Source organism: Pigmentiphaga sp. (assembly GCF_033795525.1).
Taxonomy (GTDB): Bacteria; Pseudomonadota; Gammaproteobacteria; order Burkholderiales; family Burkholderiaceae_B; genus Pigmentiphaga.
Genome location: NZ_JARYGM010000004.1, coordinates 186,857 through 210,447 on the forward strand (window position 1 = coordinate 186,857; position 23,591 = coordinate 210,447).

General features: G+C 66.4%; 17 protein-coding genes and 3 tRNA genes. 13 read left to right on the forward strand and 7 right to left on the reverse strand.

All coding sequences use genetic code 11. The annotated features are described in order from the left end of the window. Positions 1–28 precede the first annotated feature (28 nt). The 4 genes from QHC78_RS13160 to recQ all read left to right on the forward strand — a co-directional run bounded on the left by QHC78_RS13160 (position 29) and on the right by recQ (position 4,337). Complete coding sequence (locus tag QHC78_RS13160; protein WP_319745215.1) at positions 29–607, forward strand: hypothetical protein; 579 nt, start codon at positions 29–31, stop codon at positions 605–607. Between the two features lie 171 nt (positions 608–778). Further along, positions 779–1,294 carry a gluconokinase gene (locus QHC78_RS13165; protein ID WP_319745217.1) on the forward strand — a complete coding sequence of 172 codons (516 nt, stop codon included), beginning with the start codon at positions 779–781 and terminating at the stop codon, positions 1,292–1,294. A 45-nt stretch (positions 1,295–1,339) separates the two neighbouring features. Then, on the forward strand, positions 1,340–2,524 hold the full coding sequence (gene metC / locus QHC78_RS13170) for a cystathionine beta-lyase (protein WP_319745218.1): 1,185 nt from the start codon (positions 1,340–1,342) through the stop codon (positions 2,522–2,524). Beyond that, on the forward strand, positions 2,517–4,337 hold the full coding sequence (gene recQ / locus QHC78_RS13175; RefSeq protein ID WP_319745220.1) for a DNA helicase RecQ: 1,821 nt from the start codon (positions 2,517–2,519) through the stop codon (positions 4,335–4,337). The genes metC and recQ overlap by 8 nt, the downstream gene beginning before the upstream one ends. Before the next feature lie 17 nt (positions 4,338–4,354). On the opposite strand, the gene QHC78_RS13180 is transcribed toward recQ, so the two are convergent. From QHC78_RS13180 to QHC78_RS13190, 3 genes are all read right to left on the reverse strand, one after another. Continuing rightward, positions 4,355–4,918, reverse strand: coding sequence for an SAM-dependent methyltransferase (locus QHC78_RS13180; RefSeq protein WP_319745222.1), 564 nt, complete (start codon positions 4,916–4,918; stop codon positions 4,355–4,357). 32 nt (positions 4,919–4,950) lie between these two features. Next, a complete protein-coding gene (locus tag QHC78_RS13185) occupies positions 4,951–6,333 on the reverse strand; it encodes an APC family permease (RefSeq protein WP_319745224.1) in 1,383 nt (460 codons plus the stop codon). 120 nt (positions 6,334–6,453) lie between these two features. Next, positions 6,454–7,374: a helix-turn-helix domain-containing protein gene (locus tag QHC78_RS13190; protein ID WP_319745226.1), complete on the reverse strand. Its 921-nt coding sequence runs from the start codon at positions 7,372–7,374 to the stop codon at positions 6,454–6,456. A 122-nt stretch (positions 7,375–7,496) separates the two neighbouring features. On the opposite strand from QHC78_RS13190, the gene pobA reads away from it, so the two are divergent. After that, positions 7,497–8,666: a 4-hydroxybenzoate 3-monooxygenase gene (pobA, locus tag QHC78_RS13195; RefSeq protein ID WP_319745228.1), complete on the forward strand. Its 1,170-nt coding sequence runs from the start codon at positions 7,497–7,499 to the stop codon at positions 8,664–8,666. A 15-nt stretch (positions 8,667–8,681) separates the two neighbouring features. On the opposite strand, the gene QHC78_RS13200 is transcribed toward pobA, so the two are convergent. Next, positions 8,682–9,284 carry a UbiX family flavin prenyltransferase gene (locus QHC78_RS13200; protein WP_319745230.1) on the reverse strand — a complete coding sequence of 201 codons (603 nt, stop codon included), beginning with the start codon at positions 9,282–9,284 and terminating at the stop codon, positions 8,682–8,684. A gap of 168 nt (positions 9,285–9,452) precedes the next feature. On the opposite strand from QHC78_RS13200, the gene QHC78_RS13205 reads away from it, so the two are divergent. Then, entirely contained in the window at positions 9,453–10,739 is a 1,287-nt protein-coding gene (locus QHC78_RS13205) for a carbohydrate porin (protein ID WP_319745232.1), read from the forward strand. A gap of 8 nt (positions 10,740–10,747) precedes the next feature. On the opposite strand, the gene QHC78_RS13210 is transcribed toward QHC78_RS13205, so the two are convergent. Both QHC78_RS13210 and QHC78_RS13215 read right to left on the reverse strand, forming a co-directional pair. Next, the gene (locus QHC78_RS13210) at positions 10,748–11,737 is read right to left on the reverse strand and encodes a Bug family tripartite tricarboxylate transporter substrate binding protein (protein ID WP_319745234.1); all 990 of its coding nucleotides are present in this window, start codon (positions 11,735–11,737) and stop codon (positions 10,748–10,750) included. Further along, positions 11,734–13,419 (reverse strand): amidohydrolase, encoded by a 1,686-nt coding sequence (locus tag QHC78_RS13215; RefSeq protein WP_319745236.1) that lies wholly within the window; start codon positions 13,417–13,419, stop codon positions 11,734–11,736. The genes QHC78_RS13210 and QHC78_RS13215 overlap by 4 nt, the downstream gene beginning before the upstream one ends. A gap of 120 nt (positions 13,420–13,539) precedes the next feature. On the opposite strand from QHC78_RS13215, the gene QHC78_RS13220 reads away from it, so the two are divergent. From QHC78_RS13220 to QHC78_RS13230, 3 genes are all read left to right on the forward strand, one after another. Next, positions 13,540–14,448 carry a LysR family transcriptional regulator gene (locus QHC78_RS13220; protein WP_319745238.1) on the forward strand — a complete coding sequence of 303 codons (909 nt, stop codon included), beginning with the start codon at positions 13,540–13,542 and terminating at the stop codon, positions 14,446–14,448. A 284-nt stretch (positions 14,449–14,732) separates the two neighbouring features. Beyond that, the gene (locus QHC78_RS13225) at positions 14,733–15,074 is read left to right on the forward strand and encodes a protein tyrosine phosphatase family protein (protein ID WP_319745240.1); all 342 of its coding nucleotides are present in this window, start codon (positions 14,733–14,735) and stop codon (positions 15,072–15,074) included. A gap of 12 nt (positions 15,075–15,086) precedes the next feature. Continuing rightward, entirely contained in the window at positions 15,087–18,782 is a 3,696-nt protein-coding gene (locus QHC78_RS13230; RefSeq protein WP_319745242.1) for a DUF748 domain-containing protein, read from the forward strand. On the opposite strand, the gene QHC78_RS13235 is transcribed toward QHC78_RS13230, so the two are convergent. Next, a complete protein-coding gene (locus tag QHC78_RS13235) occupies positions 18,769–21,510 on the reverse strand; it encodes a bifunctional acetate--CoA ligase family protein/GNAT family N-acetyltransferase (RefSeq protein WP_319745244.1) in 2,742 nt (913 codons plus the stop codon). The genes QHC78_RS13230 and QHC78_RS13235 overlap by 14 nt on opposite strands. Before the next feature lie 199 nt (positions 21,511–21,709). Between QHC78_RS13235 and gltX the strand changes: the two genes are divergently transcribed. The 4 genes from gltX to QHC78_RS13255 all read left to right on the forward strand — a co-directional run bounded on the left by gltX (position 21,710) and on the right by QHC78_RS13255 (position 23,476). After that, positions 21,710–23,140: a glutamate--tRNA ligase gene (gene gltX, locus QHC78_RS13240; protein ID WP_319745246.1), complete on the forward strand. Its 1,431-nt coding sequence runs from the start codon at positions 21,710–21,712 to the stop codon at positions 23,138–23,140. Between the two features lie 32 nt (positions 23,141–23,172). Further along, positions 23,173–23,248, forward strand: a tRNA-Ala gene (locus tag QHC78_RS13245). 38 nt (positions 23,249–23,286) lie between these two features. Then, positions 23,287–23,362 (forward strand) — tRNA-Glu (locus tag QHC78_RS13250). Positions 23,363–23,399: 37 nt separating this feature from the next. After that, positions 23,400–23,476: transfer RNA gene (locus QHC78_RS13255), tRNA-Asp, on the forward strand. The last annotated feature ends 115 nt before the right edge of the window (positions 23,477–23,591 follow it).

Below are 23,591 nucleotides of genomic sequence, written 5' to 3' on the forward strand. Positions count from 1 at the left end.
GATGCGGTGTCGACAAGGAGTAAACGCAATGACCAAGAACACCCTTCGCACGATCGCGCTGTCACTGGCCCTGGCTACCGGAGGCGCAGGCGTGCTGCAAGCCGCTCATGCCCAGGCCACCGCGGACAATACCACGCAGGCCGAGCAGAAGGCCGGGCCGGAGCGCCATCGCGGGCACCACCACGGGCACCATCGGCACATGGGACCCCGCGGATTCGACCACGGCGCGGCGCCTATGGCCATGCTGGGACACTTGAAGTCCAAGCTCGAACTGAACGCGTCCCAGCAGAAACTGTGGGATGCCGCCCAGGGCCTGAGCCGCGAAGCTGGCAAGGCCATGCGGGCCCAGCGCCAGGAAGGGTTCAAGGCGCTGCGTGCCCAGGTGGACGCGGGGCCGCTCGATCTGCGGGCCCTGACGGCCAAGCATGAAGCCGACCGCGAGGCGCTCAAGCCCAAGCTCGATGCTGCCCGCGATGCCTGGATCGTGGCCTATGAATCGCTGGATGCCAAGCAAAAACAGATCGTGACCGATGTGGTCAAGAAGCGCCTGGAGCGGGGCGAGCGCAAGCGCGAACATCGCCGCCCCGGCCAGCAGCCGAAGAACTGATCGGTCGGCAGGGCCAAAAAAAGCCGGCGCGTTCTGCGCCGGCTTTTTTATGTCCGCGTGCCACCGGCCAGCCGGCGTGGAGGCCCTGGCGGCATGATTCTTGCGGATCCCCCGTCCGCCACGCGGCATGATCCGCGTCCAGGCTGCGGCCGATCAAAAGGGGAGACCAGCATGGTAATAGTGATCATGGGCGTTTCCGGCAGCGGCAAGACCACTATCGGGCGATTGCTGGCGTCGCGCCTGCGTTGCGGCTATTCCGACGCAGACGTGTTCCATCCGGAAGCCAACATCGAAAAAATGGCACGCGGCGTGGCCCTCGACGACGGCGACCGCGCTCCCTGGCTGCGCGCCATGCGTGCAGCCATCGAAGCTGCCCTGGCCTCGGGACGCACGCACGTATTCAGTTGTTCGGCGCTGCGGGAGCGCTATCGGGCGGTGCTGGCCAAGCCGTGGGAGGACATCGTGTTCGTCCATCTCGACGTCTCCTACCATACCGTCATGCGCCGCCTTGCCAGCCGGCAGGGGCATTTCTTCGATCCGCGCCTGGCCTGCAGCCAGTTCCAGGTCCTGGAGGTCCCCAGGAACGCCATCGTGGCCGATGCGGAACGCACACCTGAAGAGATCGTCGACGAGATCGTGGACGCACTTGCCCGACGTCCGCTCCCGGGCACCAACCAACTTCGCTAAAATCCCTGGCTACCGGCGCAGCGCCGCAACATACCCAGGACAGCCATGCCCAAGCCCGATACCCTGCTGGCGCATGCCGGACGCGCTCCCGAAGCCTACTCCGGCATGGTCAATACGCCAGTCTTCCGGACCTCCACCGTCATCCATCCCACGATAGAGTCGTACGAGGCCCCGCGCGACCTGGCCAAGAAGCCCGTCAGCTACGGCCGGCATGGCACCCCCACGACGTTCGCGTTCGAGGAAGCCGTCGCGCAACTGGAAGGGGCCCACCAGGCAGTGGCCACGCCCAATGGCCTGTCGGCCATCGTTGTGGCGCTGCTTGCCGTGCTCAAGCCGGGCCAGCACTTGCTGGTAACCGACTCCGCCTATTCGCCGGCGCGGGGCTTCTGCGACCGCCGGCTGGTCCCGCTCGGCATCGAGGTCGAGTATTACGATCCTCTCATCGGCGCCGGCATCGCCGATCTCCTGCGCGACAACACCGGCGCGGTATTCTGCGAATCGCCCGGGTCGCTCACCTTCGAAATGCAGGACATCCCGGCCATCGCCGCGGCGGCGCACGCACGCGGCATACCCGTGCTGGCCGACAATACCTGGGTGACGCCGTACCTGGCTTCGCCGTTCGAGCTGGGCATCGATATCTCCATCCATGCCGGCACCAAGTACATAGGGGGGCATTCCGATCTGATGATAGGCGTGGTGTCCACCAACGAGCGCTATTGGAAACCGGTGCGCCAGACGGTCTACGACTATGCCTACAGCGTCAGCCCGGACGATTGCTACCAGGCGCTGCGCGGGCTGCGCACGCTAGGCGTGCGGCTCAGGCAGCACGAGCGCAATGCCTTGCAGGTAGCGCGCTGGCTGCAGGCGCAACCTGAGGTTTCCCGCGTGCTGTATCCGGCGCTGGAAAGCGATCCGGGGCATGCGCTGTGGAAGCGCGACTACCGCGGCGCATCGGGCTTGTTCTCGGTAGTGCTCAAGCCGGTCGACGATGCGGCGCTGACCCGTTTCGTCAATGGCCTGCAGCTGTTCGGCATTGGTTCGAGCTGGGGCGGATTCGAAAGCCTGGTCACAGTGGTTCATGCCGCGTCCTACCGGACCGCAACCCGGTGGCAGCCGGAAGGGCCGGCCGTACGCCTGCACATCGGGCTGGAAGACCCCGCCGACCTGATCGCCGACCTGCGTCAAGCGCTGGACCTGCTGCATGCCGGGAAGGCCGCCTCGCATGGCTGACGAGCGCGCGCTGGAGGTTTTGAGCAGGGTTTTCGGCTACGACCAGTTCCGCGGTGCGCAGCAGGATATCGTCGAGCATGTCATCGCGGGCGGCGATGCGCTCGTGCTGATGCCGACCGGAGGAGGCAAGTCGCTGTGCTATCAGGTGCCCGCGCTGGTCCGCAGTGGTACGGGCATCGTGGTCTCGCCCTTGATCGCGCTGATGCAGGACCAGGTCGATGCGTTGACCGAACTGGGCGTGAGCGCCGCATTCCTGAATTCCACCCAGGACTACACCCGCGTGCGCGAGGTCGAGCGGGCCTTCGTCGCCGGCGAGCTCGACCTGCTTTATGTGGCGCCCGAACGGTTGTTGACCGAACGCTGCCTGTCGTTGCTGGAACGCGGCCGCATCGCCCTGTTCGCGATCGACGAGGCGCATTGCGTGTCCCAGTGGGGGCACGATTTCCGCCCCGAGTACCTGGGGCTGTCCGCGCTGCACGAGCGTTGGCCCGGCGTGCCCCGCATCGCCCTCACGGCCACCGCCACGCAGGCGACCCGGCATGAAATCGCCGAACGGCTGGGGCTGCACGACGCGCGCCATTTCGTTTCCAGTTTCGATCGCCCCAACATCCGCTATCGCATCGTCGAGAAAAACGAGCCGCGCCGCCAGCTGCTGGACTTCCTCAAGCAGGAGCACCCCGGCGATTCCGGCATCGTCTATTGCCTGTCGCGGGCGAGGGTGGAGGAAATCGCCGAGTTCCTGCGAGGCCAGGGGATCGACGCCATGCCCTACCATGCCGGGCTGGATGCAGCTACCCGCGCGGCCAACCAAGCCCGTTTCCTGCGCGAGGACGGCGTGGTGATGGTGGCCACTATCGCGTTCGGGATGGGCATAGACAAGCCGGACGTGCGCTTCGTCGCGCATGTGGACCTGCCCAAGTCGGTGGAAGGCTACTACCAGGAAACCGGCCGCGCCGGGCGCGACGGTCTGCCCGCCACCGCGTGGATGGCGTACGGCCTGCAGGACGTGGTGCAGCAGCGCCGCATGATCGACGAGTCCAACGGCGACGAAGCCTACAAGCGCCGCTCCGGGGCCATGCTCGAGGCCATGCTGGGCCTGTGCGAAACGGTGGAGTGCCGGCGCGTACGGCTGCTGCAGTACTTCGGCGAGGCATCCGGCCCTTGTGGCAATTGCGATACCTGCCTCGAGCCGCCCCAGGCCTGGGATGGCACGCAGGCGGCCCAGAAAATACTGTCGGCGGTCTACCGGCTTTGGAAAGAACGCGGCCAGCGTTTCGGTGCCGGCCATGTCATCGACATCCTGCGCGGCAAGCGCACCGAACGGATCGCGCAGCATCGCCACGACGAGCTGAGCGTGTTCGGCGTGGGCGCCGACCTGAGCGAAAAGGACTGGCGCAATGTGCTGCGCCAGTTGATCGCGCAAAGCCTGCTTACCGTCGACCACGACGCCTATGGCACGCTGGCCCTCACCGAAGGCAGCCGCAGCGTGCTCAAGGGCGAGCGCACGCTGATGCTCAGGCGCGAGAGCGCCAAGCCGGCCCGGGCACGCGAGAGCAGCCGCGCCCGTTCACCCGTCAACCTGCCGCCGGAGGCCGAAGCGCTGTTCACCGCGTTGCGTGCGTGGCGCGGCGAGGTGGCTCGCAGCCATGGCGTGCCGGCCTATGTGATCTTCCACGACGCCACCCTGCGTGAAATCGCGCTTGCGCAACCCCGTTCGCTCGACGAACTCGGTGCGATCAGCGGCGTGGGCGCCCGCAAGCTCGAAGCCTACGGGCTGGAAATCCTCGATCGCTTGAATTCGCCGCGTCTTTGACCCTGCACGCCGCTCGTTCAGCCGCGTTTGGGCGGGACGGTCCAGAAATAGATCTGCTTATGGTCCACGGTGAGCCGCTCCTGCGGTTCCCAGTCGCCCATGTCGAAGGCGTGCGACACAATGCGCGTGCCTGGCTTGAGCGCGAGCAGCTTGGGCCGGAGCTTCAGGTTCAGGCTCGGTAGCAGGTACAGCGTAATGACGGTGGCCGGGCTGAGGTCGACTTCGAACAGGTCGCCCTGGATGAAGCGTACCTTGTCGGTCACCTGCTCGCGGCGGGCATTGGCATTGGCTTCCTCGATGCGCCGCGGGTCGATGTCCACGCCCACGGCCCGGATGCCGAAGCGTTTGGCGGCAGTGACGGGAATGCGGCCGTCGCCGGAGCCCAGGTCGTACAGGATGTCGTTGGGGCCGACCTTGGCGACCTCCAGCATGGCGTCCACCACCGGTTGCGGCGTCGGTACGAAGATCACATCGGGCGAGCGCGCCACGAGTTGGGCGGTGCCGTACGACTGCGCCCAGGCGGGCGCTGCGGTGGCGGCGGTCGCCGCCAGGCCGGTCAAGCAGAAATCGCGTCGCTTCATGGACTATCTCCGAAGTGGGGCGGAAAGAAGGGTCAGGGCTTGGCCGAGGCGCCGCGGCCAGGGCTGATCAACATGAAGACGGCGCCGATGGCCAGTACTGCGACACCCGCGAGCGCACCGACGCCGGTATGCCGCAGGCTTGCATAGAACAGGTAGCCGCTGGTGAGGACGAAGACCAGGGGCGTCAGGGGGTAGAGCGGGACCCGGAAGGGACGGGGCACGTCGGGCTCCTTGCGTCGCAGGACGAATAGCGACAGCCCGCTCAATACGAAGAACAGCCAGAACACCGGCGCGGTGTATTCCACCATGGTGGCGAAGCCGCTGCGCGTGTAGGCGCCCAGCATGACCAGCGCCAGGGCGATGCCGGCCTGCACCCAGAGCGCGTTGACCGGCGTGTTCCATTGCGGATGCCATTTGGCCAGCAGCGAGAACGCCGGCGTGTCGCGGCCGAAGGCATAGGTGGTGCGGGCGGCCGTCAGGATCGTCGCGTTGGCGGAGGTCAGCGCGGAGATGGCGATCAGCAGGGCGATGAGTTGCGCGCCAGGCTCGCCCAGCGCGCGCCGCATCATGTCGGCCGCCACGGCGGACGATCCCGCCATCCCGGCCTGGCCGAGCACGTTCAGGTAAGCCAGGTTGGCCAGCATGTACAGCAGCGTGATCAGCGCCAGGCTCCAGAACAAGGCACGGGGCAGGCTGCGGCTCGGGCCCATGGCTTCGGCCGATACGTAGGCGGCCTCGTTCCATCCGCCATAGGTCAGCATGACGAAGATCAGGACGAGCCCCCAGTTGGCGGTCGCCGTTGCCGGGGCGGGCGCGGACGCGGGGGCTGCTTCCGGCGCGAACAGCAGCCCGACTGCGATGATGAGCAGCACGCCCCCGACCTCCAGTGCGGTCAGTACGTTCTGTGTCCATTTACCGGTACGCAGTCCCGCGATGTTGACCGCGGTCAGCAGCACGATGACCGCTGCCGCATAGATGGCCGACGAGCCCGGCCCCAGATTGGCGATCTGGGAGGCGTAGTCGCCGAAGATGAAACCCAGCAGGGCGATGGAGCCGGTCGGAATGACGGTCAGCCGGGCCCAGGCGAAGAGAAAGGCCAGACGGGCGCCGAACGCGCGGCGCAGGTAGTGGTAGTCCCCGCCTGCGTGCGGATAGGTACTGGCCAGTTCGGCATAGCACATGGCTCCGGCAATGGAGATCAGGCCCCCGACCATCCACGCGATCATCATGGAGGTGGGACTGCCCGCGTGTGCCGCGACCAGCGACGGCGCGCTGAATATGCCGGCCCCGATGACGATGCCCACCACCAGCGCCATGATGTCCAGCGTCTTCAGCATGGGGCGCGGCGCGTGCGTGGCCTCGCGCGGCGCTGTGCCGGAGGCGGGCTTGTTCGATGCGGGGAACGCGTTGCTCATGACGGCGGGGTCCTCGATGCGGCGTACTCGATCGGCAGCGGTAGCAAGCCGGGGACCCGGGCGGCGAGCGGGTCGATGTGCTTACAGCTTGCTGAAAGTAATGGCGAAAACCGCAGACGGTCAAGCCCCCGTAGGGGGGGATATTCGTTCACGGTCGAACTGGTCGCGCACCATGGTGCGGAACTCGCTGGGCGAGGTTCCGGCGTGCTTGGTGAAAAATCGCGAGAAGTAGCTGGGGTCGGAAAACCCGAGAGTGAGGGCGATTTCTTTTACGCTTAGTGACGAATACGCCAGATCCCGCCGGGCTTCCGTCAGCAGTCGGTCATTGATCACGCCCAGCGCCGACAGCCCCAGCTCGTCGCGGCAGATGCGGTTCAACTGCGTGGGCGTAATGCCCAGCCGCTGCGCATAGTAGGAAATATCGCGCTGTTCGCGGAAGCTGCGGTTCAGTAGCGCCTTGAAGCGATGCAGATGCATGACGCCGCGCGAACTGCGCCGGCCGGGCTCGTAGTGCGCCAGCGTGGAGATCTTGCGCGCCATCAGTACCAGTACCGTACCGAGCAGCGATTCGAGCAGAGACAGGCGCCAAGGATGGGATTCGGCGTATTCGGCCAGCAGCAGCTCGACGGCCTGGGAAAACGGACGATAGGCTGCTTCCTCGGTTTCGAAGGGAATGAAGCTGGGCGCCTGGAAGGGGACCAGCAAGTCGGCATGCCGGGTCAACAGGCTTTCCATCTGCTGCGTGACGATGGTGATCACTGCGCCGTCGATATCTTCCGAAAAGTGGAAGCCATGCGCGTGCAAGGCCGGCACGAACAGGGCGCATGGTCCGTGCGCTTCGAACCGGCGGTCCTCGAACTGAATGGCTGCCGTACCGGATCGTATGTACAGAATTTGCACGAACAAGTCGTGCCGATGCAGCTTGATCTCCCAATCGTAAAGGCGGCTGCGCTGGGGGATGGACTCGCAGTGCAGGCTTTCAGGAACAAGGTTCTTGCCGTGTTCGCCGTACAGGGCATAGGTTGGGACGCTGCTTTTCATGGCGGAGTCGCGAGGGGCGGCAAATGTTCCGATTATCCATGAAGATGTGCCCAAAATCTATTCACCGTGTGGCGTAGCCCTCGTAACATCGCCAGGGTTAGAACATTGATAGGAGACGCGCCATGAGAGTCCAAGTCGCCATCATCGGGTCGGGACCGGCGGGACTGTTCCTGGGGCAGATCCTCGGCCGTGCCGGCATCGATACCCTCATCATCGAACAGCGCAGCAAGGAATACGTGCTGGGGCGCATCCGCGCGGGCGTACTCGAGCAGGGCACGGTCGACGTGCTCGACGAAATCGGCGTCAACCGGCGCCTGCATGAGCAGGGCCTGGTGCACGAAGGCATCGAGCTGTGTTTCGATGGCCGCCGCCATCGCATCGACCTGAAGAAACTGTCCGGCGGCAAGACCGTCACGGTGTATGGTCAGACGGAAGTCACGCACGACCTGATGGACGCCCGGGACGCCGCGGGCTATGCCTCGGTCTACGAGGCCGAGAGGGTCAGCGTGCACGATTTCGATACCGACCATCCCAAGGTCAAGTACTTCAAGGACGGGGTGGAACACGTGGTCGAGTGCGATTTCATCGCCGGCTGCGATGGGTCGCACGGCGTGAGCCGTGCCAGCGTGCCGGCCTCCGCCATCAAGACCTACGAGAAAATCTACCCCTTCGGATGGCTGGGCGTCCTATCCGATACGCCGCCGGTTTCCGATGAGCTGATCTATTCCAACCACGTCCGGGGGTTTGCCCTGTGCAGCATGCGCTCGCACACGCGGAGCCGGTATTACGTGCAATGCTCGCTGGACGACAAGGTCGAGAACTGGTCCGATCAGCGTTTTTGGGACGAACTGCGCCGCCGGCTGGACGATGAAGCGGCCGCTTCCCTCGTGACGGGTCCGTCCATTGAAAAAAGCATTGCGCCGCTGCGCAGTTTCGTGGCCGAACCGATGCGGTTCGGCCGGCTCTTCCTGGCCGGCGATGCCGCCCATATCGTTCCGCCCACCGGTGCGAAAGGGTTGAACCTGGCGGTGTCCGACGTGCGCTATTTGTCGGATGCCTTCATCCGCTACTACGACGGCGATCGGCAGGGCATCGACACGTATTCCGAACGCTGCCTGGCCCGGGTCTGGAAAGCGGTCAGGTTTTCCTGGTGGATGACCTCGCTGCTGCACAAGTTTCCGGAGAACGGCGAGTTCGGGCAGAAGATCCAGCATGCCGAACTGAACTACCTCGTGGGTTCCCAGGCTGCGTCGACCTCGCTGGCCGAGAACTACGTCGGCCTGCCGTTCTGATCGACGCGGCGGTTCCTACGAACGGTGCCCGAGGCCTTTCCAGCGCTTGAGCCGTTCGGAGTGGATCCCGAAAAGGTCCAGGGTGCGCAGCACGGTGTGGTTGACCAGGTCATCCACATTCTGGATGCCGGAATAAAAGGCGGGCACGGGCGGGAAGATGATGCCGCCCATCTCGGTGACCGACACCATATTGCGCAAGTGGGCCAGGTTGAGCGGCGTCTCGCGCGTCAGCATGACCAGGCGGCGCCGCTCTTTGAGTACCACGTCGGCGGCGCGCGTGATGAGGTTGTCCGCATAGGCGTGGGCGACGGCCGCCAGGGTTTTCATCGATGCGGGAGCGATGACCATGCCCGCCGTCAGGAACGAGCCGCTGGCAATCGAGGCCCCGACGTCGCCGGGGTGGTAGACGACATCGGCCAGGCCGGCGAGGTCTTTGCGGCCGAGTCCGTGTTCGTGCATGGTGTTGAGCACACCGGCCTCGGACACGACGAGATGGCTTTCCCAATCGGGCAATTCGCGTAGCGCTTCGAGCAGGCGCAGACCGTAAATGGAGCCGCTGGCGCCGGTGATCGCCACGATCAGGCGCTGGCGCGGCCGCTCGGCCGGCGTAGAGGTCATGGGTTCTCCTTGCATCATCAGGAAGGGCGCGTGTGCGCTGGCATTCCGGGCGGCGTCACGACCGTGTCACGGCCCGGGCGCACAATTGTACGTTGGCCTTTTGGGTTGCGAGCACAAAAAAGAATCATGGCACACACTTGTCGGGCATTCTTGTGCGGCTTGTCGCTCATGCCTATGCTGCTCCTGCCCGCCGTGGCGCAGGAGACGGCCGACCCTGCCGAGCGGTTCGCGGTCCATGGGCAATCGACCTACGTCTGGCAACGTCAGCCCGCCTTCGCGTCGCCTTACGCCGGCACGAACTCCCTGTCCGGCCGCCGGGCCACCAGCTACTCGCTGACCGCCACCGTGGATGTCGGCGCGCGGCTATGGGAAGGAGCGGAAGTCCATCTGAACGGCGAGCGGGCCCAAGGCATTCCGTTTTCGGGCTTGCACGGACTGGGAGGGTTGACCAACGGAGAACTCGCCAAGACCGCCGGTTCGGACATGAGGTTCTATCGCGCACGCCTGTTCCTGCGCCAGACGTGGGGCCTTGGGCGGGGCAGCGAGGCCGTGCCTGCCGATATGAACCAACTGGCAGGTGTCGTCGACAAGCGGCGTATCGTATTGACGGCCGGTAACCTTTCGGCGCTGGACATCTTCGATGCCGTTTCCGTGAGTCATGATCCGCGCACCCAGTTCATGAACTGGGCGTTCATGACCCATGGCAGCTACGACTACCCGGCCGACGCGCGCGGCTATACGTGGGGGGCTGCGCTGGAGTACATCGACGAGGGGTGGGCGGTGCGGGCCGGGCGATTCATGCAGCCCAAGGAGTCCAATGGCTTGCCGCTGGATACGCGCCTGGGGCGTCACTATGGCGACCAGGTCGAGTTCGAGAAATCCCACGCGCTATTTGGCCGTCCCGGCACGTTGCGCCTGCTGGCCTTTCGCAATAAGGCACGCATGGCGCGCTATGACGACGCCGTCGCAGCGGCGTCGATCCAGGGCGGGGTGCCCGACCTTGCGCCGGTGCGCCGCGAACACGCCAAGATCGGCCTGGGCATCGGCGTCGAGCAGGCCTTGGGCGACCATGCAATCGCCTTTGCGCGCGCCAGTTGGGCTGATGGCAAGACGGAAACGTATGCGTTCACGGAGATCGACCGGTCGATCTCCGGCGGCGTGGTGGTCGACGGCGCGGCATGGGGCCGCGCGGGCGACGCAGCTGGCGCCGCCTTAGCGCTCAATGCCTTGAGCGGCCCACATAGGGAGTACTTGCGCCGCGGCGGGCTGGGCGCCTTTTTGGGCGACGGCGCCTTGAACTACGGTACCGAGCAGATCGCCGAGCTCTACTACAGCTGGCGGCCGCTTCGGCGCCTGTGGATATCGGCGGATGCCCAATACATCCGCCATCCGGGCTACAACCGCGACCGCGGCCCGGCCAGGGTCTTCTCGGTGCGCGTCCATACCGAATTCTGACGGGCGCGTCATTCCTGCTGGATGTTGGCTTTCTCGATCACGGTTTTCCACGCCCGGGCTTCGTGCTGGATACGCGCGGCGAACTCGGCCGGCGTGCTGGCTACCGGCGTGACGCCGATGTCTGTATATTGCTTGCGCACGGCGGGGTCCCGCAGCACCTCCTGCAGCGCGCCGGCCAGTTTGTCGACTACCCGGGGATCGGTCCCGACCGGCGCGGCCAGTCCCCACCAGTTCCCGGTCACCAAGCCAGGCAGCCCCTGTTCCGCCGTCGTCGGGACGGCAGGAAGGATAGGCAGGCGCTCTTTGTCGGCGACCGCGATGGCGCGAAGCTTGCCGCTCGCGACATGGCCGGCGACCGAGCTCAGCGCGGTGATGTAGAGCTGGATTTCCCCTGCCATCAGGGCCTGCACGGCGGGAGGCGAGCCGCGATAGGGCACGTGTGTCAACTGGACGTCGGCCAGCTGGCTGTACAGCTCCGCGGCCAGGTGGGGCGGCGTACCGTTGCCCGGGGAGCCGAAGTTCAGTTTGCCCGGGTTCTTCTTGGCCGCCTCGGTCAGGTCCGACAGCGTCCGTATTTCCGAGGCGCCGTTGACCACCAGCACGGAGGGGCCGTTGCTGACCAGCGAGACAGGCATCAAGTCCTTGATGGGGTCGAACCGCATGCTCTTGAACAGGAACTGGTTGGTCACGAAGTTGTTCGTCGCGCCGAGCAAAAAGGTATAGCCGTCGGGCGCCGCGCGTACGACTTCGTCCGCGCCGATGTTGCCCGATGCGCCGCTCTTGTTGTCGATCAGGAGGCGGACGCCGAACTTCTTCTCCAGCTGGAGCTGGGCGAAGCGCAGTGTGATATCGCCGGTATTGCCGGGCGCGTACGGAACCACGACCCGTATGGGACGCGACGGCCAGGCATCGGCCGCCCAGGCGGCGGACCCATGGAAGCAGGCCGCAGCCACGAGGCAGGCAGTCAAGGGGCGGCGAGCCGGCAGGACGGGTTTCATAAGGCTATCTCCTTGCTAGGTTCAGAGGCGACGGGATGGCCGTCGACCACCGTCAATAGGGAATGCAGCGTGGCGAGGTCGTCTTCGGCGCACGTCAATGGATCGGCATTCAGTACCGCGAGGTCGGCCAGCTTGCCGGGCGCTATCGAGCCGCGCAGGCCTTCGTCGTCCGTGAGATAGGCGCCGCCGCGCGTGGCGATGCGCAGGGCTTCCTCCCGGCTCAGGGCCTGGGCCGGTGCGACGTGTCCGCCGCTGCGGCTGCGGCGCGCGACGGCGTGCCAGACCGGGCCGAAGAGGGACACCGGCAGGTTGTCGCTCCCGAAGGCGACAGGCACGCCGGCGTCCAGGAGCCGGCGCAGCGGCACGATATCGTCCTGCCCGGCTGCGCCGCGCCGTTGCATCCACAGGTCGCCGTCTTTGTAGATGTGGCGGTTGGTATGGGTCGTGAGCACGATGCCCAGGTCGCGTATTTGTGCGATGGCATCGGCATCGAGCACGGGCTGGTGGCCCAGTACCCAGCGCAGGCCATCGATCGGATGACGCCGGTGGGCGGCAGCGAACAGCGGCAGCAGGTCCGGCCAGATGCCTGCTACGCGTATGCCTGCTCCCGCTGCTTCTACCAGCAGCGGGGCCAGCACGTCAGCCGGCAGCGCTGCGCCGGCCTGGAAGCCGGCCCAGCCGGTGCAGGGATGGTTGCCGGCTCGCAGTGCGTTGTTCAGCGGGTCCTTGTCGATTTCGGCGTACAGCCCCTGTACGCGCAGTAGTTCGTCGCCCCGGCCGCGGCGCGCGAGCCAGCCGCGCCATTCGCGCAAGAGTTCGAACGCCTGTCCGTTTCCCGAGGGTCCCCAGTAGGGGCTCAGCACCAGCGTCGCGCGTACGGTCGAGGCTCGCTGCGCATGGACCGTCTCATAGGCCTGGATGACTTCGTCCGCTACGCCGTGGCCCTCGAAGACCGCCGTGGTGCCGTAGCGGTTGTATTCGGCCATGGCATGGCGCAGCCCCGTCGCGCGTTGCTCGGCGGTAAAGCCTGGAGCGATTCGCATCAGGGTATGTTCGACGATGGGAACCAGGGTCCGCTCGACGAAGCGGCCCGTGGGCCGCCCGCTCGCGTCGCGTTCGATGTCCACGTCGGGCGAGGGCGATACCGTATCGGCCGTTATGCCGGCCAAGGCCAAGGCGTGGCTGTTGGCCACGGAAATCAGCGGCCCGCGGTTGCGCCAATAGCCCCATATGGGACGGATGTAGACCGGATGGCCGGCGCTGACCCGGTCGAGCTCGTCACGGGTGGGGTAGAGCCCATGGGCAAGCGGGTCTTCCGGCTCGGGATATTCCGGGGGCTGGCCGACAGGGCCCGTCACGATCCAGGTCCCGGGAGGCGCCTTGCGGGTTTCAGCCGCGATGAGGTCGAGAATGTCGTCCCGCGTGACGGCGCCGGCCAGACTCGGCAAGTGGCGCTTGAGGCCCTCGCGGTCCATGTGGGCGTGCCCGTCGGTCATGCCGGGAATCACCGCCTTGCCGGCCAAGTCCACCCGTGCGGCGTCCGGTCCGGCCGCGGCCAGCATGTCGTCGTCGCTGCCGACCGCGGTGATGTGCCGTCCGCGTATGACCACGGCACTGGCAACGTCGTTGCGATCGTTGCAGGTGATGATCTTGCCTCGGTAAAGGACGAGCGAAGCGGGCACGGCCAGGGCCTCTTGCAGTCAGTGGTCCTGGCAATCTAGCAGAGCAGACTAATTGTAAAAATTGAAATATTCATATAGATTTATATCGAATTTCAATACTACCAATGATGGGCGGCCGCGATGTCCATTTCCCTGCGCCAGCTGGAAGCCTTCGTCGCCGTGTGCAATGAGGGCAATTTCAGCAAGGCGGCCCAGCGCATCCATATTTCCCAGTCGGGTCTGAGCATCCTGATCCGGGACCTCGAGCAAAGCCTGGAATGCCGGTTGTTCGACCGCAGCACGCGGCAGGTCTGCCTGACCGACGCGGGGCGCGAATTCCGCGGGCCGGCAGCCCGGCTGCTAGCCGATTTGTCGGCGGCCGTGGGCAATGTCAAGGGCTTGGCCTCGCGCCAGCACGGACACGTCACCGTCGCGGCGCCCCCGTTGCTGATGTCCCGTTTGCTGGTCGATATCGCGGCCCGGTTTCGCGCGGCGTATCCGCATATCGCGCTGACGTTGCGCGACATTCCTTCGGAAGCGATCCCGGCAGGCATCGCTTCGGCCCAGATCGACCTGGGCATAGGCGCACTGCCCGAAGATCACGACGAATACCTTACCGAGCCCCTGCTCGAAGGACCGCTCATGGCGCTGGTTCCGCGAGGTCACGCGCTGGCGCGCCGGCGGGTGTTGAAGTGGTCCGACCTGGCCGCCACGCCACTGGTCACCCTCACGCCGGAGAACACCTTCCGCCAATTCCTCGACCGCAGTTTCGCCCGCCTGGGGCTGCGGCCGTCGATCGCCATCGAGGTCGTCCAACTGGCGACGGTCATCAGCCTGGTGGAGGCGGGCTTCGGCGTGGCGGTCATGCCTCCCTATGGCGCTCTCCTGCCCAGCGACGGCGGAACCGTGGCCCGTCCGTTGCGCGAGCCCGAGATCCGCTCCGAAATCGTCCTGATCCGCGACCGTTTCCGCTCGCCTTCGGCTGCCGCGGCGGCTTTTATCGAAGTGGTGCGCGAGGCCGCCGGCCGTATCGCCACGCAGCGGCCCTAGCCGCCGGGATCCACGCAAGCCTGCAGCGCTTGCTGGGCGAACCGGGAAAGACGCCGCGAAACTCGACGCGAGCCTCTCGTTTCGTTTGTCTCCAAGGCGTCTCCGGGTTAGCATTGACTCTTATGCGAGCCCCCAGCGCGCAAGCGGCCGCCCCCGGGCAAGGGGCTGCAAAAATTTTGGCCATGTGTCATCCAGGGACCGCGGATCGGCTCCGCCGGTCCGCCAGCGTTGCCCGGGAGGCGCCGTGCGAAGCGCAGAGGGTAGCCCTTCCATCGGAGACGCACATGTCCGCTTTCACTCCCATTACCGAGAATTTCGCCGTGGCGCCGCAATTGGCACCGGAGGATATGGCGGCCGTCGCGGCCGCCGGCTTCAAGAGCGTCATCAACAACCGGCCCGACCTCGAGGGCGGGCCCGCGCAGCCCTCCACCGCACAGATGCAGGCTGCCGCAGAGGCGGCAGGATTGACCTACGTCTACCAGCCCGTGAACGGCGCGAATATCCAGCCCGAAGATGTCGCCAAGTTCTCCTCGCTGCTCGACACGCTGCCCGCCCCGGTGCTGGCGTTCTGCCGCAGCGGAGCACGTTCGACCAAGCTGTTCATGTCCGCCCGCAGCGCCAGCTGAGCGCGCCGGGACGTGGCGGCCACGCTTTCCCAGGTGCGCGACCAACTCAGGCAGCGACGCAAGCCGCTGCTGCGCATCGCGGTCATTCTGCTTGCTTTGTGGGTGTTGTTCCTGGGCCTGAGCGCCTGGGGTATTCCGTACCTGGTCCGCAGTGTCGCCACTGCGCAGATTCCGAAAGTCCTGGGGCGGACGGCACGGATAGGCGATGTCTCGTTCAACCCGTTCAGGCTGCGCCTGCGGATCCACGACTTTGCGATTCTGGACCGGGCGGGGGTCAACCCGGATCTTTCGGTGTCGCGGGTCGAGGTCAATGCCTCCATCTCTTCGCTATTCCGGTTCGCGCCGGTCGTCGATGGGCTCACTGTTTCCGGGCCCCGGATTGCGATCGTGCGCGAGGGGCCGGGGCAGTTCAACTTCAGCGACATTCTCGAGCGCCTTGCCGCGCGACCCGCTTCCGAGGACGGCCCGCCGCCGCGCTTCTCGCTGAACAATGTCGTCGTGGCGCAAGGCGAGATCACCGTGGACGACAAGGTCACGGGCCGGCAGCATGCCGTGCGCGACCTGGCCATCGGCGTCCCGTTCCTGTCGACGCTGGCCTATGCCACCGACATCGACGTGCAGCCGCGCTTGTCGGCCTTGATCAACGGCAGCCCGTTCAACCTGGAAGGAACCGCGCGGCCCTTCGATACGCCGCGTTCCTCGCTGCTCCATCTCAAGATCGATGACCTGGGACTGGATGCCCTGGCCGATGCGGTGCCCGGCGCCATTCCGCTCACGCTTAGGCACGCCCGCCTCGATACCGATGCCCGCCTCGTGTTCGAGGAGGGCGGCGCTGCCCCGCCCAAGGTTCGGCTGGAAGGCACGGCGGCCGTGCGGGAGGCCGACGTGCGCGCCCCAGGCGACGCCGCCTTGTTTACGTTCGGCAAGCTGGCCGTCGAACAGTTCTCGCTGGAACCGCTGGCGCGCCGCTTCCATGCCGAGCGCATCGTGTTGTCGGCACCCGAGCTGCATGCCGCGCGCTCGGCCGACGGGAAACTGAATCTTGCGGAGATCGCGGCCCGCTTCCAGTCCCCGGCAGGCGCCGAGCCGGCCCAGTCTGCCGAGCCTGCTGAGCCCGCTCAACCCTCGGCCGGGCCCGGGCCAGAAGACGCCTGGAACGTGTCCGTTGGTACCGTAGCCTTGCAGGAAGGACGGCTGAACTGGCATGACGAAGCCGCACAGTTCGGCTACCAGGTTTCCGATCTCGCGGCGGAATTGCGCGGACTGCGCCTGCCTGCCGGCCAGGGGGAGCCTCCGGCCGTGACGCTGGCCGCGCGTGTGGGCGAAGCCGGGCGTATCGAGGCGGGCGGCACGGTCAGGCTCCAGCCCGTGGCAGCCGACCTCGATCTCAAGCTGGACGAGATGGCGCTGGCTCCGCTGGCACCCCTCTGGAAACCGTATCTCGCGCTGCGCATCGACGACGGGAGCGTTGGCGCGGCGGCCAAGCTCCGCTTCGAACAAGGCGAAAACGCCGTCGTGCGCTGGAGCGACGCCAGTCTCGCCCTGCGCGGTTTGGTCGCGGCGCCGCTGTCGGACAAGGCCTCCAGCCTGAGGCTCGACGCCCTCGATGTCGGCGGCCTGGCGGGCGACACCGGCGCACGGACGATACGCGCCGAGCGCATCGCGCTCAGCGGCTTGACGCTTGCTGCCCGGCGCAGTGCTTCTTCTGCGATAGGCTGGACCTCGATGGCCGTGGCCCAAAAGCCCTCGCCCAAGTCCTCGCCCGCGCCGTCTCGTGCGCGCGGGACGCCGGCCCCGGCCGAGTCTCCGTGGAAATGGAGTGCCGGCACCCTGGCTCTGGAAAAGAGTTCCCTGCGCGTGGTCGACGAAGCCGTGGCGCCTCGCGTGAACCTGCGCCTGGACGGCCTGCGGCTCGACGCACGTAACATCAGCTCCGATTTGCGGGCGCCCATCGATTTCTCGCTGAGTTCCTCCATCCAGGGCCGAGGCAACGCCGACCTCAAGGGGACCGTCGTGCCGGAACCCCTTGCGGTGAAGGCTCAGGTCCGGGCACGGCGCGTGAACCTGACGGCCCTGGCGCCTTACCTGGGCGAGCGGCTCAATGCGACGGTCAACAGTATCGTGGCCGGCGCAAATGGCCGGCTCGAATACATGGCGGCAACCGGCAGGCAGCCCCAGCGCGTGTCCTGGACCGGTTCTGCCGAGGTGAGCAACCTCGAAATGGTCGACAAGCTCAATGCCGCCGACTTCCTGAAGTGGAAGCGGCTGGCGTTCAAGAACCTGGCCGTGGTGAGTGCCGGCGATGCGCTCAAAGCCGACCTGGGCGACATCGCGCTCGAGGATTTCTTCGCCAGGTTGATCCTGAACGAGCAGGGGCGGCTGAATCTTTCTCAGCTCTTCGTGCAGCCGGGAGAGCAGTCCGGCTCCATCACCGAAGACGCGCCTGAAAACGCCGCCCGGCAGGACAAGGACACCGCAGCCCAAGCCCCTCGCGAGGCCGCGCGGGCGCCGGACACCACGCAACGCGATCTTCGCGTCGGGCAGGTGCGGCTGGCGCGGGGCCACGTCAATTTCACCGACAACTTCATCAAGCCGAACTATCGCGCCAATCTCACGGATATCGAGGGCGGCATTTCGGCCGTGTCGTCCGCCGACCCGCAGCCGGCCGACGTGCAGGTATCGGCCAAGGTGGATGGCGATGCACCGGTCGACATTACCGGCAAGCTGCATCCCTTCGGTCCGCGGCTCTATACCGACATTCGCGCCAGCGCCAAGGGCGTGGAGCTGCCGGGGCTGACGCCCTATGCGGCGAAGTATGCGGGCTATGCGATCGAACGCGGCAAGTTGTCGATGGATGTGCATTACCAGATCGAGGACGGCAAGCTGCAAGCGAGCAACCGGATCTTCCTCGACCAGCTGACCTTCGGCGAACGTGTCGAAAGTCCCGATGCGCTCAAGCTGCCGGTACAGCTGGCGGTATCGCTGCTCAAGAACAGCCGGGGCGAGATCGATATCCAGCTGCCTATTTCGGGCTCGCTGGACGATCCGCAGTTCTCGGTCGGAGGCATTATTTTCCGTGCGATCGTCAATCTGGTGATGCGGGCGGTCACGGCGCCGTTTTCGCTGCTTGCGTCGGCCTTCGGTTCGGGTGAGGAACTGTCGCACATCGACTTCGCGCCGGGCAGTTCCGTGCTGGACGACGAGGCCCGCAAGCGCGTGGAGGTCCTGGTCAAGGCGCTGAACGACCGGCCGGGCCTGCGGCTGGATGTGGCGGGCCGTGCCAATCCCGAAGTCGATACCGAGGGGTTGCGCAAGGCCGGCGTGGAGGCCTTGATCCGCGCCCAGCAGCGCGCAGAACTGCGCGAGCGGGAAAAAGAGACGCCGGGCGATGCGCTGCCGCCGCTCGACGCCCAGCAGCGGGCACGCTATCTCGAGGCGGCCTACGACGATGCCAAGATCGACAAGCCGCGCAACATGATCGGCCTGGCCAAGTCGCTGCCGGGCCCGGAGATGGAGGCGCTGCTGGCCGCGAGCGTGCCGGCGGGGCCTGAACAACTGCGTGAGCTGGCGGTCAGGCGGGCGCAGGCCGTCATGGCGGTCCTGCGGGAAGCCAAGCTGGGCGAGCGGGCCTTCCTGACGGCGCCCAAGGTCGAGTCCAAGGCGCCGCAGAGCGGCCGGCAGACGGGCGTGGACTTCAGCCTGAAGTAGCGGTGGCGCCTGGTTCTTGGTCCAGGCGCAGCCAGACGCGGCGCATGCTGGGATCCTCGTCGTCCTTGTCGATGCGGAATCCCAGCCGGCCCATCAACGTGAGCATGGGGCGGTTGGTCCCCAGTACCACGCCTTCGATGATCTTCAGGCCTTGTTTGCGCGCGGCATCTACCAGGGCGGTCATCAACTGCAGCCCCAGGCCCCGCCGTTGCCAGGCGTCGCCGATGACCAGCGCGTACTCCGCGCTTTCGCCATCCGCGTTCAACAGATAGCGGGCGACGCCGATGATGACCTCGCGCAACTCGCCCGCATGTTCCGGGTCGGCTTCCCACACCGTTGCGACCAGTGCGAGTTCGCGGTGGTAATCGACTTGCGTGTAGCGTGCCAGGGTGCGCGGCGAGAGCTCCCTCATGAAAGAGATGAAGCGCATATAGCGCGTATGTTCGGACAGCTGGCGCGTGAAGTCCTGCAACGGCACGGCATCCTCGGGCCGTATCGGCCGGATTACATAAGGAGAGCCGTCCTTGAATTGCAGATGGCGGACCAGCCGGGCGGGGTAGGGATGGATGGCCATGTGCGCATAGCCGCCCAGGCCCGGGTCTGCCTCGCGGGCCGGTTCGCGTGTCATCGTAATCCGCGTGTCGGTGGCGACCACCCGGTCGCCATCGATCATGACGGGATCGATGTCCAGGCTTTCGATGTCGGGCAGCGCGCAGACGATTTCCGAAATGCGCACCAGCATGTCCTCCAGCATATCCACGGCACGCGGGGAAATCTGCGCGGCCAGCACATAGCGCCAGATGGGCGAACGTTCCATCAAGCGCCGCGCAAGAAACCCGTTGAGCGGCGGCAGTTCGACGCTGCGGTTGCCGGGACCTTCGCCACGCGAGTGGGACGGGCCGAAGCGGATGACCGGGCCGAAAAGCGCGTCGCGCGCTACGCCCATGGACACCTTGGCCGAGCCCGGGGGGCCGGCCATGGCTTCCACCGTGATGCCGGCGATGCGGGCCTGTGGCGCCGCTGCCTGCGCGTTTGCCAGCATGCGGTGATAGGCGGTGACCAGTTCGGTGCTGTTGCGGATGTCCAGGTGTACGCCGCGCACGGCGGATTTGCGGGCCACGTCGGGCGAGTCGATCTTGATGGCGACGGGAAAGCCGATCTGTTGCGCCGCGATGACGGCTTCGGCCGGCGTGCGCGCGAGAATGACCTGCACCACGGGAATGTGGAAGGCGGCAAGCAGCGCCTTGCTTTCCGGTTCGGTGAGGGTCAGGCGGCCGTCCTGGCGGGCGCTGTCGATCAGTATGCGGGCGCCGCCCAGGTCCGGTTCCTGGCCCGGCGGCTCCGGCGGTGGCGTCTGCAGCAGCAGCTGCTGGTTGTAGTGGTAGGTGGCCAGGTTGCCGAACGCGTCCACCGCGGCCTCGGGGGTGCGGAAGGCGGGGGAACCGGCATCGTCGAGGATGCGCCGCAGCGGACGCATGGCAGCATCTCCCATGAAGCAGGTGATGACCAGCTTGGGCGCGGCAGGCGCGGCTTGTGCCAGCGCCTGCGCCACCGCCCGCATATCGGCCTCGGGGTCGGGCGAGAATACGGCCAGGAGGCCGTCCACGCCGGGGTCGGCGGCGATGGTACGTACCGCCTGCGCACAGGCTTGGGGGTCCGGCGGTGAAAACTCCACGACGGGGTTGTCGGTCCAGGCGTTGCTGCTGAGCGTCGCGGCCAGTTCGCCGCGCGTAGCCTCGGCCAGCTCGGCGCGCATGACGGCCCGGCCGGGCCCCAGCAAGTCCAGCGCCAGCTGGGCCGGGCCGCTGCCGTTGGCCAGCACGGCAATGCGCCGGCCGCTGGGCAGCTTGGTGAAGCTGAGTGCCTTGACCGCCGAAAAAAGCTGTACGAAGTAGCGCACCCGTACCGCGCCGGCCCGGCGCAACGCGGCATCGAATACCGTGTCGGGCGCGACCGGCGAAGGCCCGGGCGGCGCCGCGTCCACGGCGTCGCCGGCGGCCGCGCCGAGCGGCCGGACGCTGGTGCGCGCGCGGCCGGTGTGCCCCGCCTTGAGCACCACCACTGGCTTGACGCTGGCCGCGGCGCGGATCGCACTCATGAATTCCCGGGCATCGCGCACGTCTTCCAGGTAGAGCGCAATGCTGTCGGTGCGCGCATCGGCAACCAGGAAGTCGAGTACGCGCGGAATGTCGAGCGCCGCTTCGGCGCCCAGCGATACCACCGTGGAGAATCCGGTGCGGTTGTCGTCGGCCCAGTCCATGACGACCGCCATGATCGAGCGGGACTGAGTGACCAGGGCGACACGGCCGGCCCGTCCCAGCTGCGGATGGACGCTGGCGTTGAGCCCGGCGTGCGGGCGTTGTAGCCCGAAGCTGTGCGGGCCCAGCAGGATGCAGTCGTGCCGGGCCGCCCAGTCCCGGCAGAATTCGGTGTCTTCGAGCGAGGGTTCATGCGTGAGGACGGCTACTGCCTGGGGCCGCGCGGGTGCAAGCGTCTCCAGGGTGGCGCGCAGTGCGGTACGGGGCACACCGATCACCGCCAGGTCGGGCCGCCCGGTGGCCTGTGCCAGCGCGGCAGGCAACCGGTAGCTCAGGCGCTGGTCCAGCCGGATCTCGGTAGTGCGGGCGCGCAGCGCGGCCGGAAGCGCAGCCATCAGCGGCAGCGTACGATCGCTGATGGCGATCACCGATCGAGGGTCGAACAGCGGGGACAGGGCGTGGCGGGACATGGCCCTCCTTGGTTTGTCGTGCGGCGATTCACCGCATTTCAAGGGATATGAGGCTGGGTCGCAAGTAATATATGGTCCCCCCTGCGCGCTTTGCGCGCCCGCGGACGGGCGGCACTGGCGGACCGGCGAAGCCGCGTCCCCGTGCCGCGGGTCTTGGCGGCTGCTTTACCGGACTTATCGATATCAGGACAAGATTTTTATGAGCAACGATTCTTCGGCGTCTTCGGGGCGCAATACCGCGGTTCGTACGCGCTTCGCGCCTTCGCCCACCGGGTTCCTGCACCTGGGCGGCGCCCGTACCGCGTTGTTTTCGTGGGCGTTCGCGCGTCACCATGGCGGTACCTTCGTGTTGCGGATCGAGGATACCGATCTGGAGCGCTCCACGCCGGAGGCGGTGCAGGCCATCCTGGACGGCATGCGGTGGCTGCGGCTGGACCACGACGAAGGGCCGTTCTACCAGATGCAGCGCATGGACCGCTACCGCGAAGTCCTGGCCGGCATGCTGCAGGCCGGTTCGGCCTATTACTGCTATTGCTCGCCGGAAGAGGTCGACGCCATGCGCGAGCGCGCCAGGGCGGAAGGCCGCAAGCCCCGCTATGACGGCACCTGGCGGCCGGAACCGGGCAAGACGCTGCCCCCGGTGCCCGAAGGCCGCAAGCCGGTAGTGCGCTTTCGCAACCCGCTCGATGGCGACGTCACCTGGAACGACCTGGTGAAAGGACCGATCACCATTGCCAACGCGGAGCTCGACGACCTCATCATCGCCCGTCCCGACGGAACGCCCACGTACAACTTCTGCGTGGTGGTCGACGATTGGGACATGGGAATCACCCATGTCATCCGCGGCGATGACCACGTCAACAATACGCCCCGCCAGATCAACATCCTCGAGGCCTTGGGCGCCACGCTGCCCGAGTACGGCCACGTCCCCATGATCCTCGGACCCGACGGCGAGAAATTGTCCAAGCGCCATGGCGCGGTCAGCGTCATGCAGTACGACGAGCAGGGTTATCTCCCGGAAGCCATGGTCAATTACCTGGCGCGCCTGGGCTGGAGCCATGGCGATGACGAAATCTTCACGCGCGAGCAGCTGATCGAATGGTTCGACACGCGCAGCTTGTCGAAGTCGGCCGCGCAGTGGGACCCCAAGAAGCTCAACTGGGTCAACGCGCACTACATCAAGCACAGCGCGGACACCGACCTGGCCGAGCAGGTGGCGCCGCGCATCGCCAAGCGCGGCGGGTCGACCGACGGCGTGGACCTGCCGGCCATCATGGCCTTGCTCAAGGAGCGTGCCGAGACGCTGGAGCAACTGGCGGACGACGCCATGCTGTTCTGCGGTGCCTTCGATCCGGCCGCGACGCCGGGAGACCTGGTTGCCCAGCACTTGACCGATGCCGCGCGGACGATGCTGCGGGACTTCGCGCAGCAAGCGGCGGGCATCGAATGGACCCGCGAGCAAATTTCTTCGCTGATGAAGACCATCCTGGGGAAATATGGTGTTAAGATGCCGGCCCTCGGGATTCCGTTGCGGGTAGCCGTAACGGGGCGGGCGCAGACCCCCGCCATCGATGCAGTGCTGGCACTGCTCGGTCGTGAACAGGTTCTGGCCCGCTTGCACGACATTTAAAAAACGTGCATAATCTCACTTCTTCGCAGGACGGGGGTATAGCTCAGCTGGGAGAGCGCTTGCATGGCATGCAAGAGGTCAGCGGTTCGATCCCGCTTACCTCCACCAGGTGAAGAAGAAGTGGTTTAGCAGTACTGTAGTTCCGGGTCCCCTTCGTCTAGAGGCCTAGGACATCACCCTTTCACGGTGAGTACAGGGGTTCGAATCCCCTAGGGGACGCCAGCCGACGCAAGTTGGCCGTAGTAAAAGATACCGCTGCGGAGCGGTAGTTCAGTTGGTTAGAATACCGGCCTGTCACGCCGGGGGTCGCGGGTTCGAGCCCCGTCCGCTCCGCCAAGAATTCCAAGGGTTAGTGTGCCTCAGGCCGCTAACCCTTTTGTTTTTTGTATCGCGGTCGGCGTGCGCGGTATGCAACTTGCTGCCGCGCCAGGGTTGCCCACCACCACGCTTG

Coding starts and splice junctions, on each gene's coding strand:
- QHC78_RS13220 (WP_319745238.1), top strand. CDS start 13,540: ATGTCCATTTCCCTGCGCCAGCTGGAAGCCTTCGTCGCCGTGTGCAAT.
- QHC78_RS13205 (WP_319745232.1), top strand. CDS start 9,453: ATGCCTATGCTGCTCCTGCCCGCCGTGGCGCAGGAGACGGCCGACCCT.
- recQ (WP_319745220.1), top strand. CDS start 2,517: ATGGCTGACGAGCGCGCGCTGGAGGTTTTGAGCAGGGTTTTCGGCTAC.
- QHC78_RS13190 (WP_319745226.1), bottom strand. CDS start 7,374: ATGAAAAGCAGCGTCCCAACCTATGCCCTGTACGGCGAACACGGCAAG.
- QHC78_RS13210 (WP_319745234.1), bottom strand. CDS start 11,737: ATGAAACCCGTCCTGCCGGCTCGCCGCCCCTTGACTGCCTGCCTCGTG.
- QHC78_RS13225 (WP_319745240.1), top strand. CDS start 14,733: ATGTCCGCTTTCACTCCCATTACCGAGAATTTCGCCGTGGCGCCGCAA.
- QHC78_RS13185 (WP_319745224.1), bottom strand. CDS start 6,333: ATGAGCAACGCGTTCCCCGCATCGAACAAGCCCGCCTCCGGCACAGCG.
- QHC78_RS13235 (WP_319745244.1), bottom strand. CDS start 21,510: ATGTCCCGCCACGCCCTGTCCCCGCTGTTCGACCCTCGATCGGTGATC.
- metC (WP_319745218.1), top strand. CDS start 1,340: ATGCCCAAGCCCGATACCCTGCTGGCGCATGCCGGACGCGCTCCCGAA.
- QHC78_RS13160 (WP_319745215.1), top strand. CDS start 29: ATGACCAAGAACACCCTTCGCACGATCGCGCTGTCACTGGCCCTGGCT.
- gltX (WP_319745246.1), top strand. CDS start 21,710: ATGAGCAACGATTCTTCGGCGTCTTCGGGGCGCAATACCGCGGTTCGT.
- QHC78_RS13200 (WP_319745230.1), bottom strand. CDS start 9,284: ATGACCTCTACGCCGGCCGAGCGGCCGCGCCAGCGCCTGATCGTGGCG.
- pobA (WP_319745228.1), top strand. CDS start 7,497: ATGAGAGTCCAAGTCGCCATCATCGGGTCGGGACCGGCGGGACTGTTC.
- QHC78_RS13165 (WP_319745217.1), top strand. CDS start 779: ATGGTAATAGTGATCATGGGCGTTTCCGGCAGCGGCAAGACCACTATC.
- QHC78_RS13180 (WP_319745222.1), bottom strand. CDS start 4,918: ATGAAGCGACGCGATTTCTGCTTGACCGGCCTGGCGGCGACCGCCGCC.